The 20,420-nt window shown below is 66.8% G+C and carries 23 protein-coding genes, 2 pseudogenes and 1 riboswitch; of the genes and pseudogenes, 19 read left to right on the top strand and 6 right to left on the bottom strand.

The features are described 5' to 3' along the window. Nucleotides 1-137: 137 nt before the first annotated feature. Nucleotides 138-605: a DUF1707 domain-containing protein gene (locus tag CEX87_RS13865; protein ID WP_064419966.1), complete on the top strand. Its 468-nt coding sequence runs from the start codon at nucleotides 138-140 to the stop codon at nucleotides 603-605. Here the strand turns inward: CEX87_RS13865 and CEX87_RS13860 are convergent. Then, nucleotides 572-805 (bottom strand): annotated as a pseudogene (locus tag CEX87_RS13860) (response regulator transcription factor); the annotation flags it as partial. The gene CEX87_RS13865 and the pseudogene CEX87_RS13860 overlap by 34 nt on opposite strands. A gap of 1 nt (nucleotide 806) precedes the next feature. On the opposite strand from CEX87_RS13860, the pseudogene CEX87_RS13855 reads away from it, so the two are divergent. The 11 genes and pseudogenes from CEX87_RS13855 to CEX87_RS27115 all read left to right on the top strand — a co-directional run. Next, a pseudogene (locus tag CEX87_RS13855) lies at nucleotides 807-998 on the top strand (hypothetical protein); the annotation flags it as partial. A 180-nt stretch (nucleotides 999-1,178) separates the two neighbouring features. Beyond that, nucleotides 1,179-4,067, top strand: coding sequence for a Na+/H+ antiporter subunit A (locus CEX87_RS13850; protein WP_094287850.1), 2,889 nt, complete (start codon nucleotides 1,179-1,181; stop codon nucleotides 4,065-4,067). Continuing rightward, entirely contained in the window at nucleotides 4,064-4,534 is a 471-nt protein-coding gene (locus CEX87_RS13845) for a Na(+)/H(+) antiporter subunit C (protein WP_064399761.1), read from the top strand. The genes CEX87_RS13850 and CEX87_RS13845 overlap by 4 nt, the downstream gene beginning before the upstream one ends. 31 nt (nucleotides 4,535-4,565) lie before the next feature. Next, nucleotides 4,566-6,161: a Na+/H+ antiporter subunit D gene (locus CEX87_RS13840; protein WP_094287749.1), complete on the top strand. Its 1,596-nt coding sequence runs from the start codon at nucleotides 4,566-4,568 to the stop codon at nucleotides 6,159-6,161. After that, the gene (locus CEX87_RS13835) at nucleotides 6,161-6,697 is read left to right on the top strand and encodes a Na+/H+ antiporter subunit E (protein WP_198957229.1); all 537 of its coding nucleotides are present in this window, start codon (nucleotides 6,161-6,163) and stop codon (nucleotides 6,695-6,697) included. Before CEX87_RS13840 ends, CEX87_RS13835 begins: the two co-directional genes overlap by 1 nt. A 31-nt stretch (nucleotides 6,698-6,728) precedes the next feature. Beyond that, nucleotides 6,729-7,016, top strand: a complete 288-nt coding sequence (locus tag CEX87_RS13830) for a monovalent cation/H+ antiporter complex subunit F (RefSeq protein ID WP_064399764.1) — start codon at nucleotides 6,729-6,731, stop codon at nucleotides 7,014-7,016. Beyond that, complete coding sequence (mnhG, locus tag CEX87_RS13825; RefSeq protein ID WP_064399765.1) at nucleotides 7,013-7,375, top strand: monovalent cation/H(+) antiporter subunit G; 363 nt, start codon at nucleotides 7,013-7,015, stop codon at nucleotides 7,373-7,375. Before CEX87_RS13830 ends, mnhG begins: the two co-directional genes overlap by 4 nt. After that, nucleotides 7,362-8,267, top strand: coding sequence for an SAM-dependent methyltransferase (locus tag CEX87_RS13820; protein ID WP_094287745.1), 906 nt, complete (start codon nucleotides 7,362-7,364; stop codon nucleotides 8,265-8,267). Before mnhG ends, CEX87_RS13820 begins: the two co-directional genes overlap by 14 nt. A 62-nt stretch (nucleotides 8,268-8,329) precedes the next feature. Then, a complete protein-coding gene (locus CEX87_RS13815; RefSeq protein ID WP_094287743.1) occupies nucleotides 8,330-8,614 on the top strand; it encodes a type VII secretion target in 285 nt (94 codons plus the stop codon). A gap of 103 nt (nucleotides 8,615-8,717) precedes the next feature. Beyond that, nucleotides 8,718-9,986: a WXG100 family type VII secretion target gene (locus tag CEX87_RS13810; protein ID WP_094287741.1), complete on the top strand. Its 1,269-nt coding sequence runs from the start codon at nucleotides 8,718-8,720 to the stop codon at nucleotides 9,984-9,986. A 35-nt stretch (nucleotides 9,987-10,021) separates the two neighbouring features. Next, a complete protein-coding gene (locus CEX87_RS27115) occupies nucleotides 10,022-10,753 on the top strand; it encodes a hypothetical protein (RefSeq protein WP_142301094.1) in 732 nt (243 codons plus the stop codon). Here the strand turns inward: CEX87_RS27115 and CEX87_RS13800 are convergent, their stop codons facing one another. The 5 genes from CEX87_RS13800 to CEX87_RS13780 are packed head-to-tail and all read right to left on the bottom strand — an operon-like array spanning nucleotide 10,754 to nucleotide 14,058. Next, entirely contained in the window at nucleotides 10,754-11,389 is a 636-nt protein-coding gene (locus CEX87_RS13800; protein ID WP_094287737.1) for an LON peptidase substrate-binding domain-containing protein, read from the bottom strand. A 2-nt stretch (nucleotides 11,390-11,391) separates the two neighbouring features. Beyond that, complete coding sequence (locus tag CEX87_RS13795; RefSeq protein ID WP_094287849.1) at nucleotides 11,392-12,525, bottom strand: glutamate--cysteine ligase; 1,134 nt, start codon at nucleotides 12,523-12,525, stop codon at nucleotides 11,392-11,394. Continuing rightward, the gene (sodC, locus tag CEX87_RS13790) at nucleotides 12,506-13,240 is read right to left on the bottom strand and encodes a superoxide dismutase[Cu-Zn] (RefSeq protein WP_064419972.1); all 735 of its coding nucleotides are present in this window, start codon (nucleotides 13,238-13,240) and stop codon (nucleotides 12,506-12,508) included. Before sodC ends, CEX87_RS13795 begins: the two co-directional genes overlap by 20 nt. A 10-nt stretch (nucleotides 13,241-13,250) precedes the next feature. After that, a complete protein-coding gene (locus CEX87_RS13785; RefSeq protein WP_198957222.1) occupies nucleotides 13,251-13,709 on the bottom strand; it encodes a LytR C-terminal domain-containing protein in 459 nt (152 codons plus the stop codon). A 40-nt stretch (nucleotides 13,710-13,749) separates the two neighbouring features. Beyond that, complete coding sequence (locus tag CEX87_RS13780) at nucleotides 13,750-14,058, bottom strand: DUF3263 domain-containing protein (protein WP_064351385.1); 309 nt, start codon at nucleotides 14,056-14,058, stop codon at nucleotides 13,750-13,752. Between the two features lie 137 nt (nucleotides 14,059-14,195). Here CEX87_RS13780 and CEX87_RS13775 point away from each other — a divergent pair, with 137 nt between their 5' ends. The 7 genes from CEX87_RS13775 to CEX87_RS13745 all read left to right on the top strand — a co-directional run bounded on the left by CEX87_RS13775 (nucleotide 14,196) and on the right by CEX87_RS13745 (nucleotide 20,215). Further along, the gene (locus CEX87_RS13775) at nucleotides 14,196-14,789 is read left to right on the top strand and encodes a peptide deformylase (protein ID WP_094287733.1); all 594 of its coding nucleotides are present in this window, start codon (nucleotides 14,196-14,198) and stop codon (nucleotides 14,787-14,789) included. Between the two features lie 2 nt (nucleotides 14,790-14,791). Further along, complete coding sequence (locus tag CEX87_RS13770; protein ID WP_094287731.1) at nucleotides 14,792-15,685, top strand: N-acetylglutamate synthase, CG3035 family; 894 nt, start codon at nucleotides 14,792-14,794, stop codon at nucleotides 15,683-15,685. Between the two features lie 3 nt (nucleotides 15,686-15,688). Beyond that, nucleotides 15,689-16,504, top strand: coding sequence for an exodeoxyribonuclease III (locus CEX87_RS13765; RefSeq protein WP_094287729.1), 816 nt, complete (start codon nucleotides 15,689-15,691; stop codon nucleotides 16,502-16,504). A 73-nt stretch (nucleotides 16,505-16,577) separates the two neighbouring features. Next, a riboswitch (TPP riboswitch) is annotated at nucleotides 16,578-16,686 on the top strand. After that, complete coding sequence (thiC, locus tag CEX87_RS13760) at nucleotides 16,680-18,323, top strand: phosphomethylpyrimidine synthase ThiC (protein ID WP_094287727.1); 1,644 nt, start codon at nucleotides 16,680-16,682, stop codon at nucleotides 18,321-18,323. Its footprint overlaps the riboswitch before it by 7 nt. Next, nucleotides 18,320-19,156: a bifunctional hydroxymethylpyrimidine kinase/phosphomethylpyrimidine kinase gene (thiD, locus tag CEX87_RS13755; protein WP_094287726.1), complete on the top strand. Its 837-nt coding sequence runs from the start codon at nucleotides 18,320-18,322 to the stop codon at nucleotides 19,154-19,156. The genes thiC and thiD overlap by 4 nt, the downstream gene beginning before the upstream one ends. Continuing rightward, nucleotides 19,153-19,776 carry an alpha/beta hydrolase family protein gene (locus CEX87_RS13750; RefSeq protein ID WP_094287725.1) on the top strand — a complete coding sequence of 208 codons (624 nt, stop codon included), beginning with the start codon at nucleotides 19,153-19,155 and terminating at the stop codon, nucleotides 19,774-19,776. Before thiD ends, CEX87_RS13750 begins: the two co-directional genes overlap by 4 nt. Further along, nucleotides 19,766-20,215 (top strand): septum formation family protein, encoded by a 450-nt coding sequence (locus tag CEX87_RS13745; protein ID WP_142301093.1) that lies wholly within the window; start codon nucleotides 19,766-19,768, stop codon nucleotides 20,213-20,215. Before CEX87_RS13750 ends, CEX87_RS13745 begins: the two co-directional genes overlap by 11 nt. Nucleotides 20,216-20,420 lie beyond the last annotated feature (205 nt).

Here is a 20,420-nt window from a genome sequence, read left to right as displayed (position 1 = left end):
GGCTTGACGCACGTCAAACGCACCGGACGCGTGCGGGTAACCCACGTTCGCGGGACAAAGGAGAAGCATCTTGACAGTGGCAAGTTGATGCGGCATAGTCAACGTAACTTGTCATTGTCAAGATCGAGGAGGTCGGCATGCCCGCCATCACACCCGTGGTCCGCGCCGGAGACCCCGACCGGGAGAAGACGGCCGACCTACTCGGCCAGGCCCTCGCGCAGGGCTACCTCGCGATGCCGGAGTACGAGGCCCGCCTGCAGGCCGCCTTCGCCGCGGCCACCCGCCCCGAACTGCACGAGCTCACCGCCGATCTGCCCGTCGAGCGCCTCAGGCGCAACGATCCCCGCCACCGGGAGGCTCGCAGGCAGCTGGCCCGTCGCAGTGTTCAAATCCACCTGGCCGGCTACCTGGCCATGGTCGCGATCGTGCTGACGGTGTGGTTGGCGGTCGGACTCACCGCGGGAGCCTGGTACTTCTGGCCGGTCTGGCCGATTCTCGGCGCGGGGATCGGGTTGTTGGGCCACGCGCTCCCGGTGCGGTACGGGTTAGCGCCCGCCCCGTGCCAACGCCGTCAGGACTCGATCAGTCCGGCGCGAATCGCATAGCGGGTCAACGCAACTCGATCCTGCAGTCCGAGTTTGGCCAGCAGGTTCGTCCGGTGCCGGTCGACGGTCTTGACGCTGATGCCCAACGTGTTGGCGATGTCGCGCGAGGAGTAACCGTCGGCGATGAGCTTGAGCACCTCCTCCTCTCGCGGTGTGAGGATGGTGTCGGGCAACCCGTCACCCTGCCGTGCGCGGTGCAGGGCCTTCGCACTGGGCGCCTGCTTCTCCGGCAACGGCACCGCGATCGCGGCAAGCGCGAACGTCGTGGCGATCGGCATCGCCCAGCGCGCCGGCCACCGGATCAGCTTCTGGCAGTTCTCCCGCTACGGCATGGTCGTCGCGCTGCTCAGCACCCTGCTGGCCTGGGTATATGTGTGGGCGCGGTACTTCTGAGTTTCCGCGCGGTCCGACCTGCGTCGACCACCGCGAGGTCGGTGGTGTCGACGACGCGGCATAGTAGCCGCGATCGGCCCACGTAGAATGACGATCCGAAGCCTTACTCGGCTGACACCCCGACCATAAAGTTCTCCGGTTGGCGGCCGCGTGCTGACCAACCCAACCGATCGGAGTGCCCTGCTCGCCGTCCTGCTCGCCCACGCGGTCGCCGCCGCGGTGGCGCCCCTGCTTGTCCACATGTGGGGGCGCAAGGCGTTCTATCCGCTGGCGCTGGTGCCGCTTCTGTCTCTGGTGTGGGTGGCGCAGAACTGGCCGTCCGCCAGGGGGACGAGCACCGTCGACGTGCCGTGGGTGCCCGAGCTGTCGATGAACTTCACGCTGCGCTTCGACACGCTCGCCGCGATCATGAGCGTGCTGGTTCTCGGTATCGGCGCGCTGGTCCTGTTCTACTGCGCCGACTACTTCCAACACCACGACGGCCGCATCGAGAACCGGTTGCCGAGTTTCGCCGCCGAACTGGTCGCGTTCTCCGGTGCGATGTTCGGGCTGGTCACCAGCGACAACCTGCTGATGCTCTACGTGTTCTGGGAGATCACGTCGGTGTTGTCGTTCCTTTTGGTCGGCCACTACGCCGAACGCCTGACCAGCAGGCGAGCGGCGACCCAGGCGCTGTTGGTCACGACGTTCGGCGGCCTGGCGATGCTGGTCGGCATCATCGTGCTCGGCAACATGGCAGGCACTTACCTGCTCTCCGAACTCCTTGAATCCCCGCCGACCGGGATGGCGGCGTCGGTCGGGCTGGTGCTCATTCTGGTCGGCGCCCTGTCGAAGTCGGCGATCGTGCCGCTGCACTTCTGGCTGCCGGGCGCGATGGCCGCACCGACCCCGGTGAGCGCGTATCTGCACGCGGCGGCGATGGTCAAGGCCGGCGTCTACCTGATCGCGCGCATGAGCCCCAGCTTCGCTGACTCCCCGGTGTGGCGGCCCATGGTGGTCTCACTCGGCCTGTTGACCATGCTGCTGGCCGGTTGGCGCGCGGTGCGCGAGTACGACCTGAAGTTGATCCTGGCCTTCGGCACGGTCAGCCAGCTGGGGCTGATCACGGTCATGGTCGGCACCGGCGGCAGCGACATGATGCTCGGCGGACTGGCGATGCTGGTGGCACACGCCATGTTCAAGGCGGCGCTGTTCATGGTCGTCGGGATCATCGACCACGCCACCGGCACCCGCGACATCCGCAGGCTGGCCTGGCTCGGCGACAAGGCGCGGCTGCTGTTCGTCATCGCCGTCGGCGCATCGGCCAGCATGGCGGCACTGCCCCCGTTCTTCGGCTTCGTCGCCAAGGAAACCGACCTGGCCACCGTCCTGCACACCCCCACCCTCGGCGCCTTCGCCCCGCTGGTGCTGGCCGGCATCGTGATCGGCTCGGTGTTCACGACCATCTACAGCCTGCGCTTCCTGTTCGGTGCGTTCGGCCGCAAGGGGCGGCCCGAGCCGAGCACCCGTGTCACCGAGATGCACCGCCCCGAGCGCACGTTCATGATTGCGCCGGGCATCCTCGCGGCCGCGGGCCTGGCCTTCGGGATCTGGCCCGTCGGGATCGGCGATGTGCTGGAGGATTACGCCGACACGGTGCCGGGCGGCAACAACGAGTACTACCTCGCGCTGTGGCACGGCGTGAACGTGCCGCTGCTGTTGTCGGTGCTGGTGATCGCCACCGGCGTGGCGGCCTTCGTGGGCCGCGAACGGTTGCGCCGGTTCCGCACGATGCGCGAACCACTCGGCAACGCCGACCACGCGTACGACGCCGTGATACGCCGGCTCGACCTGTGGGCGGTGGAACTCACCGCTGTCACCCAGCGCGGTTCCATCCCGGCCACCCAGGCAGCGATCCTGTCGACGCTGGTGCTGGTGCCCACCATCGCGCTCGCGGTGGGTGCGCGCGACCACCCGCAGTTCAGGCTGTGGGGTTCACCGCTTCAGGTGGTGATCGGTCTGATCATCCTGGCCGCCGCGCTCGGCGCTCTGGTGATGCGCAACCGCCTGGCGGCGGTGCTGCTCGTCGGCGTGACCGGGTACGGGTGCGGGGTGATCTTCGCGCTGCACGGCGCACCGGATCTGGCCCTGACCCAGTTCCTGGTCGAGACGTTGACCCTCGTGGTGTTCGTGCTGGTGCTGCGCACGTTGCCCGCCGAAGCCGACCGGGTCCACATCCGCAGATACCGGTGGCCGCGGGCGGCGCTGGCACTGGCGGTCGGTGCGACCGTGACCACCCTGGCGGTGTACGCGATGGCCGCGCGCACCGGAACTCCGATCGCCTCGTTGATCCCCGAGGCGGCGTACTACCGCGGCCACGGCGCCAACGCCGTCAACGTGCTGCTGGTCGACATCCGCGCCTGGGACACCATGGGCGAAGTCATGGTGCTCGTGGTCGCGGCGACCGGCGTCGCCTCAATGGTTTTCCGGCACAGGAGGTTCGGGGCGCCGCCGCGGGTCTCGGATGCAGGTCAGCCCGACATCGGCCGGCTGCCGGCGATGGTGAACACCAGCCCGGCGGCCGGCGACATCACCTGGCTGCGCGGCAGCGAACTGCGTGACCCGCGGCACCGGTCGTTGATCCTCGAGGTCGCCACCCGCGTCATCTTCCCGCTGATCATGGTGTTGTCGGCGTACTTCTTCTTCGCGGGACACAACACTCCCGGCGGTGGATTCGCCGGTGGTTTGACCGCCGGACTCGCGCTGGTGCTGCGGTATCTGGCCGGCGGTCGCTACGAACTGGGCGAGACGCTGCCGCTGGACGCGGGCAAGATCCTGGGCGCGGGCCTCACCTTGTCCGCAGGTACCGCGTTCGCCTCGCTTCTGGTGGGGGCGCCCGCACTGTCCTCGGCGCTGATCGAGATCGACGTGCCGGTGTTGGGCACCGTCAAATTCGTCACCGCGTTGTTCTTCGACCTCGGGGTGTACCTCATCGTCGTGGGCCTGGTGCTCGACGTGTTGCGCAGCCTGGGGGCCCGCATCGACGTGGAGCTGGGCCAGGAGCAGAAGACGGCGGTGAGTACGCGATGACGACCTCGCTCGTGCCCCTCATCCTGCTCGGCGGGCTCACCAGCGCAGGCGTCTACCTGCTGCTCGAGCGCAACCTGACCCGAATGCTGTTGGGGCTGTTGCTCATCAGCAACGCGATCAACCTGCTCATCCTCATCGCCGGCGGCCCGGCCGGTGAGCCTCCGATCTGGGGGCGGGGCAGCGAACCTCAGACCACCACGGCGGATCCGTTGGCCCAGGGCATGATCCTGACCGCGATCGTCATCACTATGGGCGTCGCGGCGTTCGTGCTGGCGATGGCCTACCGGACCTATCGGTTGACCACCGCCGAGGAAGTGGGTGACGACCCCGAGGACGCCAAGGTCTCCGAGTTGGCTTCGAAGGACATCGCCGCCGTCGAAGAGGACCGACCGCAACCCGAAGCCATGCGCGACACCGACGCACCCGATGAGTTGGACGCCCTGCCCGGATACGAGGGGTCCAAGTGATGCGGGCGCGAGTAGTGAAGGCGGACTGCGCATGACGTTGGCGACCACCTTGATCCCCCTGCCCGTCCTGCTCCCGACGCTGGGCGCGGCGACCACGCTGATCGCGGGCCGGCGGCCACGACTGCAGCGACTCCTCACCCTCGTCGTGTTGTCTGTCGTCGTCGCGGTGTGCGGCGCGCTGCTCTACCTCGCCGACAGGGACGGCACGCTCGTGCTCCACGTCGGCGGCTGGGGCCAATCGGTGCCCGGGATGGGTCCGCTGGGCATCACGCTGGTGGTGGACCGGTTGTCGGCGCTGATGCTCGTCGTCTCGGCGATCGTGCTGCTGGCCGTGGTGTTCTACGCCATCGGACAGGGTGTGCGCGACGGTGACGAACGCCAACCGGTGTCGATCTTCATGCCCACCTATCTGGTGTTGTCGGCCGGTGTCTGCATGGCGTTCCTCGCCGGTGACCTGTTCAACCTCTTCGTCGGGTTCGAGGTGCTGCTGGCCGCGAGCTTCGTGCTGCTGACGGTCGGAGCCAGCAAGGACCGTGTACGCGCGGGCATCTCGTATGTGATGGTGTCGATGGTCGGGTCGCTGATCTTCCTGTTCGGTCTCGCGCTGGTCTACGGCGCTACCGGGACGCTGAACTTGGCGGAACTCTCCGTGCGCCTTGACGACGTGTCGGGCGGAGTCCGTTCGGCGATGTTCGCCGTGCTGTTGGTGGCGTTCGGCATCAAGGCTGCGGTGTTTCCGCTCTCGGCCTGGCTGCCCGACTCCTATCCGACCGCACCCGCACCGGTCACCGCAGTGTTCGCCGGCCTGCTCACGAAGGTCGGCGTCTATTCGATCATTCGGGCGCACTCGCTGTTGTTTCCCGACGGTGGCCTTGACCCGGTGCTGTTGGTGGCCGCGTTGTTGACGATGCTGATCGGCATCCTCGGTGCGATCGCGCAGAGCGACATCAAACGTCTGCTGTCGTTCACGCTGGTGAGTCACATCGGTTACATGGTGTTCGGCATCGCATTGTCCAACCAACTCGGCATGTCCGGCGCCATTTACTATGTGGCGCACCATATTCTGGTGCAGACGACGCTGTTCCTGGTCGTCGGGTTGATCGAACGCCAAGCCGGGGCGTCGACCATGGACCGCCTGGGCGGTTTGGCGGCTGCCAGCCCGCTGCTGGCGTTCGTGTTCGTCATCCCCGCGCTCAATCTCGGTGGAATACCGCCGTTCTCCGGTTTCATCGGCAAGGTCGCACTGCTCGAGGCCGGGGCGCAGGACGGCTCGGTGCTGGCCTGGACGTTGGTGGCCGGCGGTGTGGTGACCAGCTTGCTGACGCTGTACGTGGTCGTGCGGGTGTGGACCAAAGCGTTCTGGCGCTCGCGCGCGGACGCGCCCGAAGGCCATCTGTCCGCGGCGCTGCCGTCGGCGTTGCTCGACGAACCCGAGGACATCCAGTTCGTGGACCGCGATCACGTCGGGCGCATGCCGGCGGGGATGGTCGGGCCCACGGGTGCGCTGATCGCGGCCGGGCTCGCGCTGACGGTGCTCGCCGGGCCGATATTCGCTTACAGTGAAAGGGCTTCCAACGAGGTGCTCGACCGGAGCGAGTACATCACTGCCGTGGTGGGGCCGCAATGATGAGAAGCGTCGCGCTGCGCGTCTGGATCTTCTGCTGGCTGGTGTTCGTCTGGATCCTGCTGTGGGGTACCTTCTCCGCGGCGAATGTGCTCTCGGGTGCGGCCGTCGCGGCGTTGATCACATGGCTGCTGCCCCTGCCCGCCGTGCCGGTCGAAGGCAAGGTGCACGTGCTGTCGCTGATCCGGCTCATCCTCACGGTCGCCTACCGGTTGGTGCTGTCCTCGGGACAGGTTGCACTGCTGGCGTTGAAACCCCGCCCTCCGCTGTCGGCCGTTCTGCGGGCACAGCTTTCCGTGAAGTCAGACCTGGTGCTGTCGTTGGCGGTCGTCATCTTCAACCTGATTCCCGGATCGATCGTGCTCGAGATCGACCAGACCCGCCGGCTGCTCTACATGCATGTCATCGATGTCGGCTCCGACCGCGCGCTGCAAGCGTTCTACCACCAGGTGGCCGTGATCGAACGGTTGTTGGTCCGAACGTTCGAGCGTCCCGAGGACTGGCGCCCGGCGCACGAGCACGAGGAGCACGAAGTATGAGCCCCCAGCGAGATACGAAGGCGCAGCGCGCATGATCACCGTCTGGGTCATCGCCGCGGTGATGATGACCGCCGCCGCCGCCATCACGATGTTCCGTCTCCTCGCCGGGCCGAGCACACTGGACCGCCTGGTCGCCGTCGACACACTCATCGCCGTGGCGATGTGCGGGATCGGCATCTGGAGCGCCTACAGCCTGGACAGCACCGTCACCTACGGCATGGCCGCATTGGCGTTGATCAGCTTCGTCGGCACAGTCAGCGTCGCCCGATTCCGCGTCCCCGACGTCGACAAGTCCCGCACCATCGGGGGGCGAGGATGACCGGACTCGACATCCTCACGAGCGTGCTGGTGCTGGGCGGCTCGTCGCTCGCACTGACCGCCGCGATCGGCATCGTCCGTTTCCCCGACACGTTGACGCGCATGCACGCGGCGTCCAAGCCGCAGGTGCTCGGGCTCCTGCTGGTGATCATCGGCGCCGGGATACGGCTGCGCGGCAACGCCGATATCGGCATGCTCGTACTCACCGGCTTGTTCACGGTGATCACCGCACCGGTGGTGGCGAACCGGGTTGGCCAGCTCGCGTATCGGGAACAGAACGTCCGAGACGATCTGTTGACCGCGGACGAGATTGACGAGTTCGCCGACCACACGGAAAGCGGCGCCGATGGCCAGGACTGACGACGACAGCTGGGGCATCACCGAGAGTGTGGGCGCGACGGCGCTGGGGGTGGCCTGGTCTCGTGCGCTGGAGCAGAACACCGACTGCCCGCTGTTCACCGATCCCTACGCGCAGATGTTCGTCGACGCGGCGGTGGAACAGGGTTGGCAACCGCCCTCTGCCCACATGGCCCAACGCATCCGCTCGATCGGCGGCTACGCGGCGTCGCGCACCAAATGGTTCGATGAGTTCTTCATCGCCGCGGGTGCCAACGGCATCGACCAGGTGGTGATTCTGGCGGCCGGGCTCGACGCGCGGGCCTGGCGGTTGCCGTGGATCGGTGGCACCGTCGTTTACGAGATCGACCAGCCCCGGGTGCTGACGTTCAAGGTCGACACATTGCGCCGACACGAAGTCCAGCCGGCCGCCAAGTACATCCCGGCGCCGATCGACTTGCGCGAGGATTGGCCGCGGGCTCTGCGGGACGCGGGGTTCGACGCGAGCGAGCCGACCGCGTGGGCCGCCGAGGGGCTCCTCCCGTATCTGCCCGCACGCGGACAAGACTTGTTGTTCGAACGGATTCACAAGCTCAGCGCGCAAGGCAGCCGCATCGCCGTCGAGTCGTTCGGGGCGAAGTTCTTCGATCCGGAGTACCTGGCCAGTCGCCGCGAGAAGCTGGCCGAGTACCGCAGACAGGCGGGCAACGACGGTAGCGACGACGCGTTCGACGTACAGGACCTCTGGTACACCGAGGAACGCACCGAGGTGACCGACTGGCTCACCGACCACGGTTGGGACGTCACCTTGATCGGTGCCGCGGACCTGATGGAGCGCTACGGCCGGTGCGCCGTGGGCGAGCCCGACGACACCACTCCGCGGACGGTATTTGTCGAGGGACAACGGACCTGCTGACAACCGCTGTCGGCCAAAATCAGCGTCACGGCGGGGCTCTGACATCCGGTAACTTCTGAACGATGGAGGTTGACCCCGAGATCCTCAAGGCGTTCGCCGGTCAGGTCGACACGGTGTCGTCATTGATCCGTGAGGCTGACGTCGGCCACAAAGTGAGCGATGCCGCCGACGGCTTACCCGCCTCCGCCACTCAGTGGGCCGCACGACTTCTGGGTGAGCATGTGACGGAGCGGGTCGACGCGATAGCCGCAAATGTCAGCAAGATGGGCGAGGCAGTCCGCGGTGCGGGCAACACCTACGAGGTGACCGACTCGGACCTTGCGGGACATTTCAAGAAAATCTTCTGAACCCGTGCTGCCATCGCGTTCCCGACTCGAAAGCTGGAACCCAGACTCACTGAATTTCACCGGCCCTGCGGTAACGACCGCTGGCGAATCGGTGGAACGGGCAGTGGAACGAATCAACAACCACCTCAAGCGCATGCCCGAGACCAAGGCGTGGTCCGGCCAAGCGCACGACGCGGCATCGGCGATGTTCGGTCGCGCGCGCCAGACCACATCGGAGTTCAACCGCTACACCACCGCGATCGGCAACGCCCTCAGTGAAGGCGCCGGCACCATCGGGACGGCACGAAAAGCACTGCTGGACAAGGCTGATGAAATCGACCGCGGCCCTCTCAACGTGTCGGAGGGGTGGGTGGTGCTGATCGATCCCGGGGGTCAAAGCGCGGAGCAGATCGCCGAGTTGATGGAGCAAGTTGCGACCGAGCAGGCCGCCATCAATGAGCTGTTGGGTGCTGTCGGCGACGCCGACACAAGCACAGCTGACGAGGTGATGGCTGCGGCGAAGCCGTTCGGCTTCGCGCCCCCCGCGACCGGCGGGCTGCCGGGCTTGATGCTCCCCGGTACGCAGCGACCGGCTGACGATGTACCCGATCCTCGAAATCCGATTGGGCTCACGCAGCAAGCGACGGTGCGTGGTGAGCAGATGGCCATGACCGTCCGCGAGACGACGTCGCGGTACAACGATGAGGGCCACTTCGAGAAGACACTGATCATGCAGGACGGTAGTAGGCACGTCATCACCGAGTACGAACCGGACTACAAGAACGGCGTTCCCGACATGACGACCGATGACCACTACGACACTGACGGCAATCTGATCTCGTGGACTAGTTCGACGCGTACGCCCGGCGGATACAAGAAGACGATCATGAATTGGGCGGACGGAACGCAATACGTCATCGACGAAACATCGGAAGGCGTGCGCACTGCGGCTTTCAACTTGCCCGACGGCCGCCACGGCGTTCTTCCTCCCGATAGTCCGCTACTCGTCCAGACCGTCCCGGACCGCATCGGAGATGTCCTCACGGGATTGGAAACGCATATCGATCGGGGCGGCAAGATTCCGATGTTGTCCATGGACGCCGTGGAGAAAGTCGGAGCGGGCGCCAAGTACGGTGGTCCCGCACTCGGTGTCATGTCGGCGACGTATGACTTCCTCGCCGCGCCCACGCCCGCCGACAAGTGTGTTTCGGTGTTCGCCGGTACATTCGCGCTCGTCGGCAATGCCGGCGGTGCGGCGGGAGGTGCAATGTTGGGTGGTCCGGTTCCGTTTCCCGGCGTCGCTCCGGCTCTCGCGGTCGGCGGCTCTGTCGCTGGCGGTGCGTGGATGAAGTCGGTCGGGACCAAGGTCGGTGAGGTGCTGTGCGGGGCATAGAGAAACCGCCTCCACCGCGCAACTGGGACAACAGGTTGTCAGCCCTGGCGAAGTTCGGGCTCTTAGGTTTTGTAGGCGGGGTTGGCTACAGCGTGGCGCAAACAGTGGTGGCGCTGCAGCGTGGCTCAATTCCTGCGGCGTTAACGTCCGGTGGACTGACGTTGTTCTTCTCCGGAGCCCTGGTTACGCTCGCCACGACCTGGTTCTTATCGCCGACGAAGTACGCCAAATCAGACACCCACGGGACGACGCTGCGCGTCAATCCGCTTATCGCCTGGAGTTGGAGTCTCACATTGGTCGGTGCCGCGATCGGATCGGTATGCTATCTCGCGTTCGTTTCACGCGGCGTCGCGGAGCTCCCTTTCACGACGCCTGGGCGGGATACCGTCAACCGGTACTTGATGATCACCCTGCTGGTTCTGTCACTGACCGGCCTGGTGGCGATGCTCAGGGGCCGTGGCGTGGCCCGACTGCGGATCGGACCAGACGTCATTGAGCACGCTGACATCTTGCGAACCCGCACTGCGCGTTGGGCTGACATTGTCGATGTCGCCGACGTTGCCGACAAGCGAACTCGAAATCCAATTATTTTCGTGCTCAACGACGGTAAGCCGATCGTCGTACCGAATGCCGACCGATACGAGCCCGGCTTCGGCACGCTGTATTGGATGGTCCGCCACTACTGGAAGCATCCCGAGGATCGCCTCGAACTCACCGACGGGCGCGCGCTCGAACGGTTGCGCAACGAGCAGTTCACCGCGGTGTGACTACTCCCCCGACAGCTGGAACTCGACCATCGCGGTCACGGTCTCGACGGCGTCGCTCAGCGCCGCCAGCCGCTCGGCGACGGTCGGCGCAGCCAGTACTGCGTAGCGGTCGGCCTGCCCCATAGGGAGACGAGAGGTCAACGTGTACAACCACTTACCGGCGTCGCCGGACGCGTCCGCACCCGCCACGAATTCGCGGCCGCTGACCTCGGCCCCGCGTGCAGCGGCGATCCGTTCGAACAGCGCGACCATGCGGTCCTCCACGTCGCGGATCGCGTCCGCCTCGACGGGCTCGCCCGGCTGATCGGGCCACGGTTCGACCGCTGCGCGTGGATACGGATCGTCGGGCTGCCACTCGATGACCCGAATACGTTCGCCTACCGCACATTTGAGGCGGTAACGGCCGTCGCCGAAATCAGCGACCTCGCCGATGCGTGCCATCGCACCGACGTCGCTGCGAACGTCCCCGCCGCCCACTTCCCTGCCCGCCTTGATCAACACGACACCGAACGCCGGGTCCTCGGTGGCCAGACAGTCCGAAACCAATGCGCTGTAACGAGGTTCGAAGATCCGCAACGGAAGCTCCTCGCCGGGCAGCATCGCCACCTGCAGCGGGAACATCGGGATGGCCGCCACGTCTACAGCTCCAGTTCGGCGACCAGGGCGTCGACGACGGCGCGCAGGTCGCCGTCGTGATCCTCGGCGACGCGGCGTTGACGTTGATACGATCCGCCGCCCGCGTAGATGTCGGCGACGTGCCGTAATTCGTCGGCGCAGTGCAGCGACGCGGCCACCGGCTCGAGACGGTTGAGCAACTCGTCGAGATCCTCGGTCACCAACCGTTCATTGCTGTTCGCATCCTGGATGATGATGGCGTCCAGACCGTAACGCGCTGCACGCCATTTGTTCTCCTGCACGTGCCATGGCGGCATGGTCGGCAGCGACTCACCGGCGTCGAGCCGCCGGTCGAGGTCGACGACCAGACAGTGCGTCAACGCCACCAGCGCACCCAACTCGCGCAGATTGGAGACACCGTCGAATATCCGGACCTCTACCGTCCCGATGTGCGGCGAAGGCCGGATATCCCAACGGATTTCGTTCATGTGGTCGATGATGCCAGTCTTCTTCTGGTCGTAGACGAAACGCTCCCACTCCGCCCACGACTGAAAGTGGAACGGCAGCCCGGCCGTCGGCAACTGCTGAAACATCATCGCCCGGTTGGACGCATAGCCGGTGTCCTCGCCGTCCCAGAACGGGGACGACGCCGACAGGGCCAACAGATGCGGGTAGTGGTTGAGCAGCGAGGTGTTGATCGGCATCACCTTGTGCGCGGAGCGGACCCCGACGTGCACGTGCACACCCCAGATCAGCATCTGCCTGCCCCACCACTGGGTGCGCTTGATCAGCTCGGCATAACGGGGGGCGTCGGTCAGGCTGCCCGGCGACCACTTCGCGAACGGGTGGGTGCCCGCGCAGAACAACTCCATGCCGCGGCCCCGGACGATCTCGCGGGCCGTCACCAGCGTCGAACGCAGGTCGTTCATCGCATCGGGCACCGAATCGCAGATGCCCGTGACGATCTCGACGGTGTTGCGCAGCAGTTCCTTGTGCACGCGCGGGTTGTTCTCGCCGAGCTCCTCGATGACCGCGGTGGCCTCATTGCTCAGGTCCCGGGTCGTCCCGTCGACGAGCGCGAACTCCCACTCGACCCCGACCGTCGGTCGGGGCGAGCCGACAAAATCGATGTGGCTGTTAGCCGGTACGGATAACACCGCACGCCACCCGCGATCCGGCGTCACCGGTCGCCAGAGTGGCCGCATCCGGCGGCGGGTCACCGTTGACCTGCTGGTAGCGCTCCGGCGGAATGTTGGCGAAGTTGTCCGCCTTCTCGTGGATGATGATCGCGGTGCCCGCGCCCGAAGTGAGTTCTTCGGCGGTGAACGCGTCGGTCGTCGTCAGGACCCTGGCCGAACCGTCCTCGCGGACCTGCAGCGACGTCAGGTCACCGCTCGCGGGATGACCGCTGTGGCCGGGCACCTGGAAGTGCCCGCCCGCCGAGTTGAAGTTCCCCGGCGCGCCACCGGTGGGCGCGACCGAGTTGGCCTCGCACTTGCCGACCTGATGGATGTGCATGCCATGGAAGCCGGGCGTCAGTCTCCCGGGCGTGGTGGTCTCGACGCTGATCGTCGCGTAGCCGCCACTGAACTGGATGTCGGCGGTCGCCACCGGTGTGCCGTCCGCGAGCTTCAATTCGGCGGTGAGCGTCTCACCCGCACCCTGTCCTTCACCTTGGCCTTGACCTTGGCCTTCTGCCTGTTCGCCGCCGTGACCACCGCCCTCACCCGGCGGGGCCGAGGGAGGCGGGGATCCGGTCCAGACGGACGGCGGGGTGCCCTGCACGTTGCTGGGCTCCTCGGGCGCCGCACAGGCGCTCAACGCGAGTGCGGGAACGGCGAACAAGGCAGCGGCGGCGACGGTCTTGAACATGTGCACGAGCCTAACCGGTGACCACCACAATGACGCCGGGCGGTTGTTCGGCGAGTGCGGGCAATCGCGGTTCGACGGGCGCCTCGAGCAGACGTCCCACCTCGTCTGCGGCCTCCTGCTCGCCGGGCGCGTCGCTGAAGTACACGGTGGTGGCCGCCACGTCCGCCAACTCGAGGTTGCCGGTCTCGGTGACGTTCCAGCCGGCCTCGCGCAGCCGTCCGGCGGTACCCTCGGCCGCGCCCGCGACGGTGGAGATGTTGAAGACCCGGACCTCGGCATCGGCGGGTGCCGGCGCCTCCGACGTCGTGGTCGCGGTGGTCGTCGTCGCGGTCGCCAGCGGCGGCGCGTCCTCCTCGTCGCTGTCGGAACCCATCGCCTGAAACGCCACCAAAAGGAAAACGACGCCCAGGAAGAGCAGCACCATCACCATGGCGCGCAGGGGCAGCCCCGACGAATCTCGCTGGTTCATTGCGCCCACCTTATCGAGCGGGCCCCGCGGCCCGGGGAACTCAGGTGACGTCGAAGCCGAGACGGCGTGCCGCCCGCGCCTTCTGCCTGCTGGCCCTGAGTCGCCGCAACCGTTTGACCAGCATCGGATCGGCAGCGAGCGCCTCAGGTCGGTCGACGAGCGCGTTCAGCACCTGGTAGTAGCGGGTGGCCGACATGGAGAACAACTCCTTGATGGCGTCTTCCTTGGAGCCCGCGTATTTCCACCACTGCCGCTCGAACGCGAGAATGTCGTGCTCGCGCCGAGTCAGCCCGTCGGAGAGTTCAGAGTTGTCTCCGGATTGTTCAGTCCGCGCGATCGCGCCGTCCATCTGGCTCTTGGACCCTTCCGACAACTTGAATGACATCGCTGTGGTTCGGCGCTCATTCAACCACGTGATGGGCTGATGAGCGGTTCGACATGCCCGCGAGTCGGCCAGCAAGGGTTGCCGACCTAAGATTTTCGACCATGGCAGTCGTTCCGATCCGCATCGTAGGAGATCCCGTCCTGCACACAGCCACCGAGCCGGTGCCGGTCGGCGAGGACGGTTCGCTGCCCGCCGATCTCGCGGACTTGATCGCCGACCTGTTCGACACGATGGACGCCGCGAACGGGGTTGGCTTGGCCGCGAACCAGATCGGCATCTCCAAGCGGGTGTTCGTCTACGACTGCGCCGAGGTGCGCGGTCGCATCACCCGCCGCCGCGGTGTGGTCGTCAATCCGGTGTTGGAGACCTCCGAAGTTCCCGAGACCATGCCCGATCCGGACGACGACGACGAGGGCTGCCTTTCGGTGCCCGGGGAGTCGTTCCCGACAGGGCGGGCCGACTGGGCCAGGGTGACGGGGCTGGACGCAGAAGGCAATCCGATCACCCTCGAGGGCACCGACCTGTTCGCCCGGATGCTGCAGCACGAGACGGGTCACCTCGACGGCTTCCTTTACCTGGACCGCTTGGTGGGCAGGCATGCGCGCAGCGCCAAGCGTGCGGTGAAGTCGCACGGCTGGGGAGTGCCGGGGTTGTCGTGGATGCCCGGTAAGGACCCCGATCCGTTCGGTCACTGACCGTGCCCGGGCTGCCCGCGATCGGCACACGCGTGACAGTGCGTTACCGGCGGCCGGCCGGTTCCACACCGCCGCTGACCGACGTGGTCGGCCATGTCGTCGACAGCGGTGCGGCACTGGGGATTCGGACGAAACGGGGGGTCGTCGTACGGGTCGATGTCGACGATGTCGTCGCCATCAGGGAGCTGCCCGCCGCACCGGTGCGCACCGCCGACATCCGCAACGTCGAACACGCGGCGGCGTTGGCGTGGCCGGGTGTCGAACAGAAATGGCTGGGCGGCTGGCTGCTGCGCGCCGCAGGAGGCCACACGCACCGCGGCAATTCCGCTGTCCCGCTGGGTTTTGATGCCGACGCCACGGCCATTCCAACGATCATCAGCTGGTACGGCAAGCGGGGCCTGACGCCGTGGCTTTCCATACCCGATCGGCTGTTCCGCCCGATCGTAAAGCCGCCGCACCTCGAGACCGAGGTCATGACAAGCGATTTGAGCGACACGGTGGTCGACGAACGCGTGACCCTGACCGCGACACCCGACGCCGCATGGCTGCACCTGTATCGCCGCGCCGTGCCTGTCGACGTGCTGACCGCCGTCATCGACGGTGAGGTCGCGTTCGCGACGATCCCCGGTGCGGCCGTCGGCAGGGCCGCCGTGACGACGGCGCCGTGCGGCCGGCGCTGGGTCGGGCTGTCGGCGGTGTGGGTCGACGAGCGGGCCCGCGGTGCGGGTCTGGCGCGCGCACTGTGTTCGACGCTGTTGGGTTGGGGGACCCAGCGGGGTGCGACCGGCGGCTACGCGCAGGTGCTGGTCGACAACGCGGTGGCCCTCGGCCTCTACAGGTCGATGGGATTTCAGACGCAGCACCGCAGCCGCTATGTCGACGCTCGTAGCCTGTAAGCCATGCGGATCGCCACTTGGAACGTCAACTCGATTCGGGCTCGGGTCGAACGGGTCACCGACTGGCTCGAGCGAGCCGACGTCGACGTGCTGGCGATGCAGGAGACCAAGTGCAACGACGAGCAATTCCCGGTCATGCCCTTCCTGGCCGCCGGCTATGAGGTGACCCACTGCGGCTTCAACCAGTGGAACGGCGTGGCGATCGCGTCCCGCGTCGGGATCGAGGACGTGCACGTGGGCTTCGACGATCAGCCGACCTGGAGCGACAAGCCCGACGTGGAGGCGGCCGCCGAAGCCCGCGCCCTCGGCGCCACCTGCAACGGAGTCCGGGTGTGGAGCCTGTACGTGCCGAACGGCCGGTTCGTCGGCTCACCGCACTACGCGTACAAGCTGGAATGGCTTGCCGCGCTCCGTAATACGGCACACAAGTGGTTGACCGATGACCCGGCCGCGCAGATCGCGCTCGTCGGGGACTGGAACATCGCGCCGACCGACGAGGACGTCTGGAGCGTCGAGTTCTACCAAGGCAGCACACACGTCACTGCACCAGAACGCGAGGCGTTCAACGCGGTGGTGGAAGCGGGTTTCGCCGACGTGGTGCGGCCGTTCACTCCCGGACCGGGGGTCTACACCTACTGGGACTACACACAGCTGCGGTTCCCGAAGAACCGCGGCATGCGCATCGATTTCATCCTCGGCTCACCCGCGCTCGCCGACCGCGTCACGCACGCCGAGATCGTCCGCGATGAACGCAAGAGCGGCAAGGACCGCATCGGAGCGCCCAGCGATCACGCCCCGGTGTTGATCGAACTGGGGTGACCGCGACGGTCCACTTCCGACGATTCTCTCGTCGCCCCTTCCCGATTCCTCCGCGTCTGCGCTAGCGTGGCAGGCGTCCACACACGGGAGCGCGCACCAGCGCGCTGAGAGGACGGGTGGGCCCGTCGACCGTACGAACCTGACCGGGTAATGCCGGCGTAGGGAGATAGTTCAAATGACGCACGTCGCAAATAGTCCTGTCAATCCGTCCGTCACCACCGGCCCGATCCAGGGCAGCACGAAGGTGTATCGAGAGCTCGACGATGTGCCCGGCGCCAGAGTCCCATTGCGCCGGGTGCACCTGACCAACGGCGAGCACCTCGACCTCTACGACACCTCCGGTCCGTATACCGACCCGACGGCGACCCTCGACCTGCAGGCGGGCTTGCCTGCGCGCCCGGGCGTGGTGCGCGACCGCGGAACGCAGCTGCAGCGGGCCCGTGCCGGCGAGATCACCGCCGAGATGGCGTTCATCGCCGCCCGCGAGCGAGTCCCTGTCGAGCTGGTCCGCGACGAGGTCGCGGCGGGCAGGGCGGTCATACCCGCGAACCACAATCACCCCGAGACCGAGCCGATGATCATTGGCAAGGCGTTCGCGGTGAAAGTCAATGCCAACATCGGCAATTCGGCGGTGACCAGTTCGATCGCCGAAGAGGTCGACAAGATGGTGTGGGCCACCCGCTGGGGCGCCGACACGATCATGGACCTGTCCACCGGCCGCGACATCCACACGACTCGGGAGTGGATCCTGCGCAACTCCCCGGTGCCGGTCGGCACGGTTCCGATCTACCAGGCCCTGGAGAAAGTCAACGGCGACCCGGCCGCTTTGACGTGGGAACTGTACCGCGACACCGTGATCGAACAGTGCGAACAGGGCGTGGACTACATGACCGTGCACGCCGGCGTGCTACTGCGTTACGTTCCGCTGACGGCCAAGCGGGTCACCGGAATCGTCAGTCGCGGCGGTTCCATCATGGCCGCATGGTGCCTGGCACACCACCGGGAATCGTTCCTGTACACCCACTTCGATGAGCTGTGCCAGATCCTGCAGCGCTACGACGTGACGTTCTCACTCGGCGACGGCCTGCGGCCCGGCTCGATCGCCGACGCCAACGACGCCGCCCAGTTCGCCGAGCTGCGTACGCTCGGCGAGCTCACCAAGATCGCGAAATCGCATGGTGTGCAGGTGATGATCGAGGGTCCCGGCCATGTGCCGATGCACAAGATCGTCGAGAACGTCCGGCTCGAGGAGGAGTGGTGCGAGGAGGCGCCGTTCTACACGCTGGGCCCGCTGGCGACCGACATCGCACCGGCCTATGACCACATCACCAGCGCCATCGGCGCCGCGATCATCGCGCAGGCCGGCACCGCCATGCTCTGTTACGTGACGCCGAAGGAACACCTCGGCCTACCCGACCGCAAAGACGTCAAGGATGGCGTCATCGCCTACAAGATCGCCGCGCACGCCGCTGATCTCGCCAAGGGCCACCCCCACGCTCAGGAACGCGACGACGCGCTGTCCCGCGCACGCTTCGAGTTCCGCTGGCACGACCAGTTCGCACTGTCGCTGGATCCCGACACCGCCCGCGCGTTCCACGACGAGACGCTGCCCGCCGAACCGGCCAAGACCGCACACTTCTGCTCAATGTGCGGGCCGAAGTTCTGTTCCATGCGCATCACGCAGGACGTCCGCGACTATGCTGCCAAGCACGGGCTCGACAGCGAGGAGGCGATCGAAGCCGCGATGGAGATGGGGATGGCCGAGAAGTCACGCGAATTCGCCGAACACGGCAACCGCGTGTACCTGCCGCTGGCATGACCTACCTACCACTGCCGCCGCCCCGTACCACCCCGGTGCGGGTGATGACGATCGCCGGATCCGATTCTGGCGGAGGCGCGGGAATCCAGGCCGACATGCGCACGTTCGCTCTGCTCGGGGTTCACGGCCTGGTTGCGGTCACCGCCGTCACCGTTCAGAACTCGGTCGGGGTCAAGGGTTTTCACGAGATTCCCCTCGACGTCATCGCAGGACAGATCGAAGCCGTGACCTCCGACATCGGCGTGCAGGCAGCCAAGACGGGGATGCTGGCGTCGTCGGAGATCATCGACACCGTCGCCGAAACCTGGCGCGCACAGGGCATGGCCGGTTCGGTGCCCTTGGTCGTCGACCCTGTGTGCGCCTCCATGCACGGTGATCCCCTTTTGCATCCCAGTGCGCTGGATTCACTGCGGGCACAACTGTTCCCGTTGGCGACACTGGTGACACCGAACCTCGACGAGGTGCGCCTGCTCACCGACATCGAGGTCATCGACCCCTCATCCCAGCGGGAGGCGGCCCGCGCGCTGCACGCACTCGGACCGCGGTGGGCACTGGTCAAGGGAGGCCACCTGCGAGCGTCGGCGCAGAGCCCCGATCTGCTGTTCGACGGCACCGAGTTCTACGAATTCGACGCCACGCGCATCGACACCGGCCACGACCACGGCGCCGGTGACACGTTGGCCGCAGCCATCGCCAGCGCGCTGGCACACGGCTATTCGGTACCCGACGCGGTCGCGTTCGGTAAACGCTGGGTCACCGAATGTCTGCGCGCCGCCTATCCGTTGGGACGCGGCCACGGCCCGGTGTCGGCGCTGTTCAGGCTCACCGAGTGAACCTCGAACCGATCGCGGGTGTCGCCCATGAACCCGACGCCGACCCCGCCGGTGTCGTCGTACTCACCCACGGCGCCGGAGGCAGCAGGGAAGCACCGCTTCTCAAGAGGCTCTGTGACGAGTGGGCCGGACGCGGTTGGCTTGCCGTGCGCTACAACCTGCCCTACCGGCGCCGCCGGCCCAAGGGCCCGCCGTCGGGATCCGCCAAGGCCGACCAGGCCGGAGTGGTCGAGGCCATCGACGTCGCCCGCACGCTCGCCGACGGGCCCGTCATCGCGGGCGGGCACTCCTACGGCGGGCGGATGACCTCGATGGCCGTGGCCGACGGGGTGGCCCACATCGACGTTCTGACACTGTTCTCGTATCCACTTCATCCGCCCGGAAAGCCGGAACGCGCACGCACCGAACACCTTCCGCGCATCACCGTACCGACGGCGTTCACGCACGGCACCGCCGACCCGTTCGGATCGATCGACGAACTCCGGTCCGCCGCCGCTCTGATCGGCGCACCCGTCGAGGTCGTCGAGATCACCGGCGCCCGCCACGATCTGGCCTCCAAGACACTCAATGTGCCTGCGCTGGCTGTGGATGCGGCATTACGGTTGACGGGTGCGTCCTAGCCACTGGGTGATCGTCGCGGTTGTTGTGATCGGTATCGGCGCCCTGGCGGCGATCGGTTGGTTCTACATCGTCGAACCACGCATGACGACCACGGTGCGCGCCGATCTCCTACGGCTCGGAGATTGCGTGCGCACGCGTGAGTCCGACCTTCTGCCGCAGGAAGTCAAGCGAGTCGACTGCGACGGTCCCCACTACGGGGAGGTGTTCGCGATCCTGCGCGCACCCGACGCGCCGGAGTATCCCGGCGAGGACGCCTTGAGAAGGATCGGCGACCAGTGCAGTGGCAAGTTCTTCGACTACGCGCCGAATATCCCCGAGGGGCCGACCTTTCGGCTCGCGATCGGTTATCCGAGTGCGCAGGCATGGTCGGAGGGAGCGCGGTCGGTGGTCTGCGTCGCGATGGCCAAGAACGAGCGCTGGGGTTCGATCCGCAGCTAGACGGCGGTGACCGCGATACGGTTACCGCGTGACAACGCCGCCGGGTCCTCCCCCGCCGTACGGACCACCGCCGTCCTACGGCGGGCAGCCTGCCCCTTACACCCCCCCGCCGCCGCCCACCACGCCTCCGCCCCCACCCCCCCTCGCCCCCCTCCCCTTCCCCCCCCCCACCCCCCCCACCCCTCCCCCTCCCTCCCTCTCCCCC

Origin of the sequence: Mycobacterium lehmannii, from assembly GCF_002245535.1 — a bacterium.
Lineage (GTDB): Bacteria > Actinomycetota > Actinomycetes > Mycobacteriales > Mycobacteriaceae > Mycobacterium > Mycobacterium lehmannii.
The sequence above is the reverse complement of the archived record's forward strand: the minus strand, read 5'-3'. Positions and strand labels throughout refer to the sequence as shown.

Coding starts and splice junctions, on each gene's coding strand:
- CEX87_RS13840 (WP_094287749.1), top strand. CDS start 4,566: ATGACGTTGGCGACCACCTTGATCCCCCTGCCCGTCCTGCTCCCGACG.
- thiC (WP_094287727.1), top strand. CDS start 16,680: ATGACGCACGTCGCAAATAGTCCTGTCAATCCGTCCGTCACCACCGGC.
- mnhG (WP_064399765.1), top strand. CDS start 7,013: ATGACCGGACTCGACATCCTCACGAGCGTGCTGGTGCTGGGCGGCTCG.
- sodC (WP_064419972.1), bottom strand. CDS start 13,240: ATGTTCAAGACCGTCGCCGCCGCTGCCTTGTTCGCCGTTCCCGCACTC.
- CEX87_RS13815 (WP_094287743.1), top strand. CDS start 8,330: ATGGAGGTTGACCCCGAGATCCTCAAGGCGTTCGCCGGTCAGGTCGAC.
- CEX87_RS13835 (WP_198957229.1), top strand. CDS start 6,161: ATGAGAAGCGTCGCGCTGCGCGTCTGGATCTTCTGCTGGCTGGTGTTC.
- CEX87_RS13820 (WP_094287745.1), top strand. CDS start 7,362: ATGGCCAGGACTGACGACGACAGCTGGGGCATCACCGAGAGTGTGGGC.
- CEX87_RS13830 (WP_064399764.1), top strand. CDS start 6,729: ATGATCACCGTCTGGGTCATCGCCGCGGTGATGATGACCGCCGCCGCC.
- CEX87_RS13845 (WP_064399761.1), top strand. CDS start 4,064: ATGACGACCTCGCTCGTGCCCCTCATCCTGCTCGGCGGGCTCACCAGC.
- thiD (WP_094287726.1), top strand. CDS start 18,320: ATGACCTACCTACCACTGCCGCCGCCCCGTACCACCCCGGTGCGGGTG.
- CEX87_RS13865 (WP_064419966.1), top strand. CDS start 138: ATGCCCGCCATCACACCCGTGGTCCGCGCCGGAGACCCCGACCGGGAG.
- CEX87_RS13775 (WP_094287733.1), top strand. CDS start 14,196: ATGGCAGTCGTTCCGATCCGCATCGTAGGAGATCCCGTCCTGCACACA.
- CEX87_RS13765 (WP_094287729.1), top strand. CDS start 15,689: ATGCGGATCGCCACTTGGAACGTCAACTCGATTCGGGCTCGGGTCGAA.
- CEX87_RS13785 (WP_198957222.1), bottom strand. CDS start 13,709: ATGAACCAGCGAGATTCGTCGGGGCTGCCCCTGCGCGCCATGGTGATG.
- CEX87_RS13780 (WP_064351385.1), bottom strand. CDS start 14,058: ATGGACGGCGCGATCGCGCGGACTGAACAATCCGGAGACAACTCTGAA.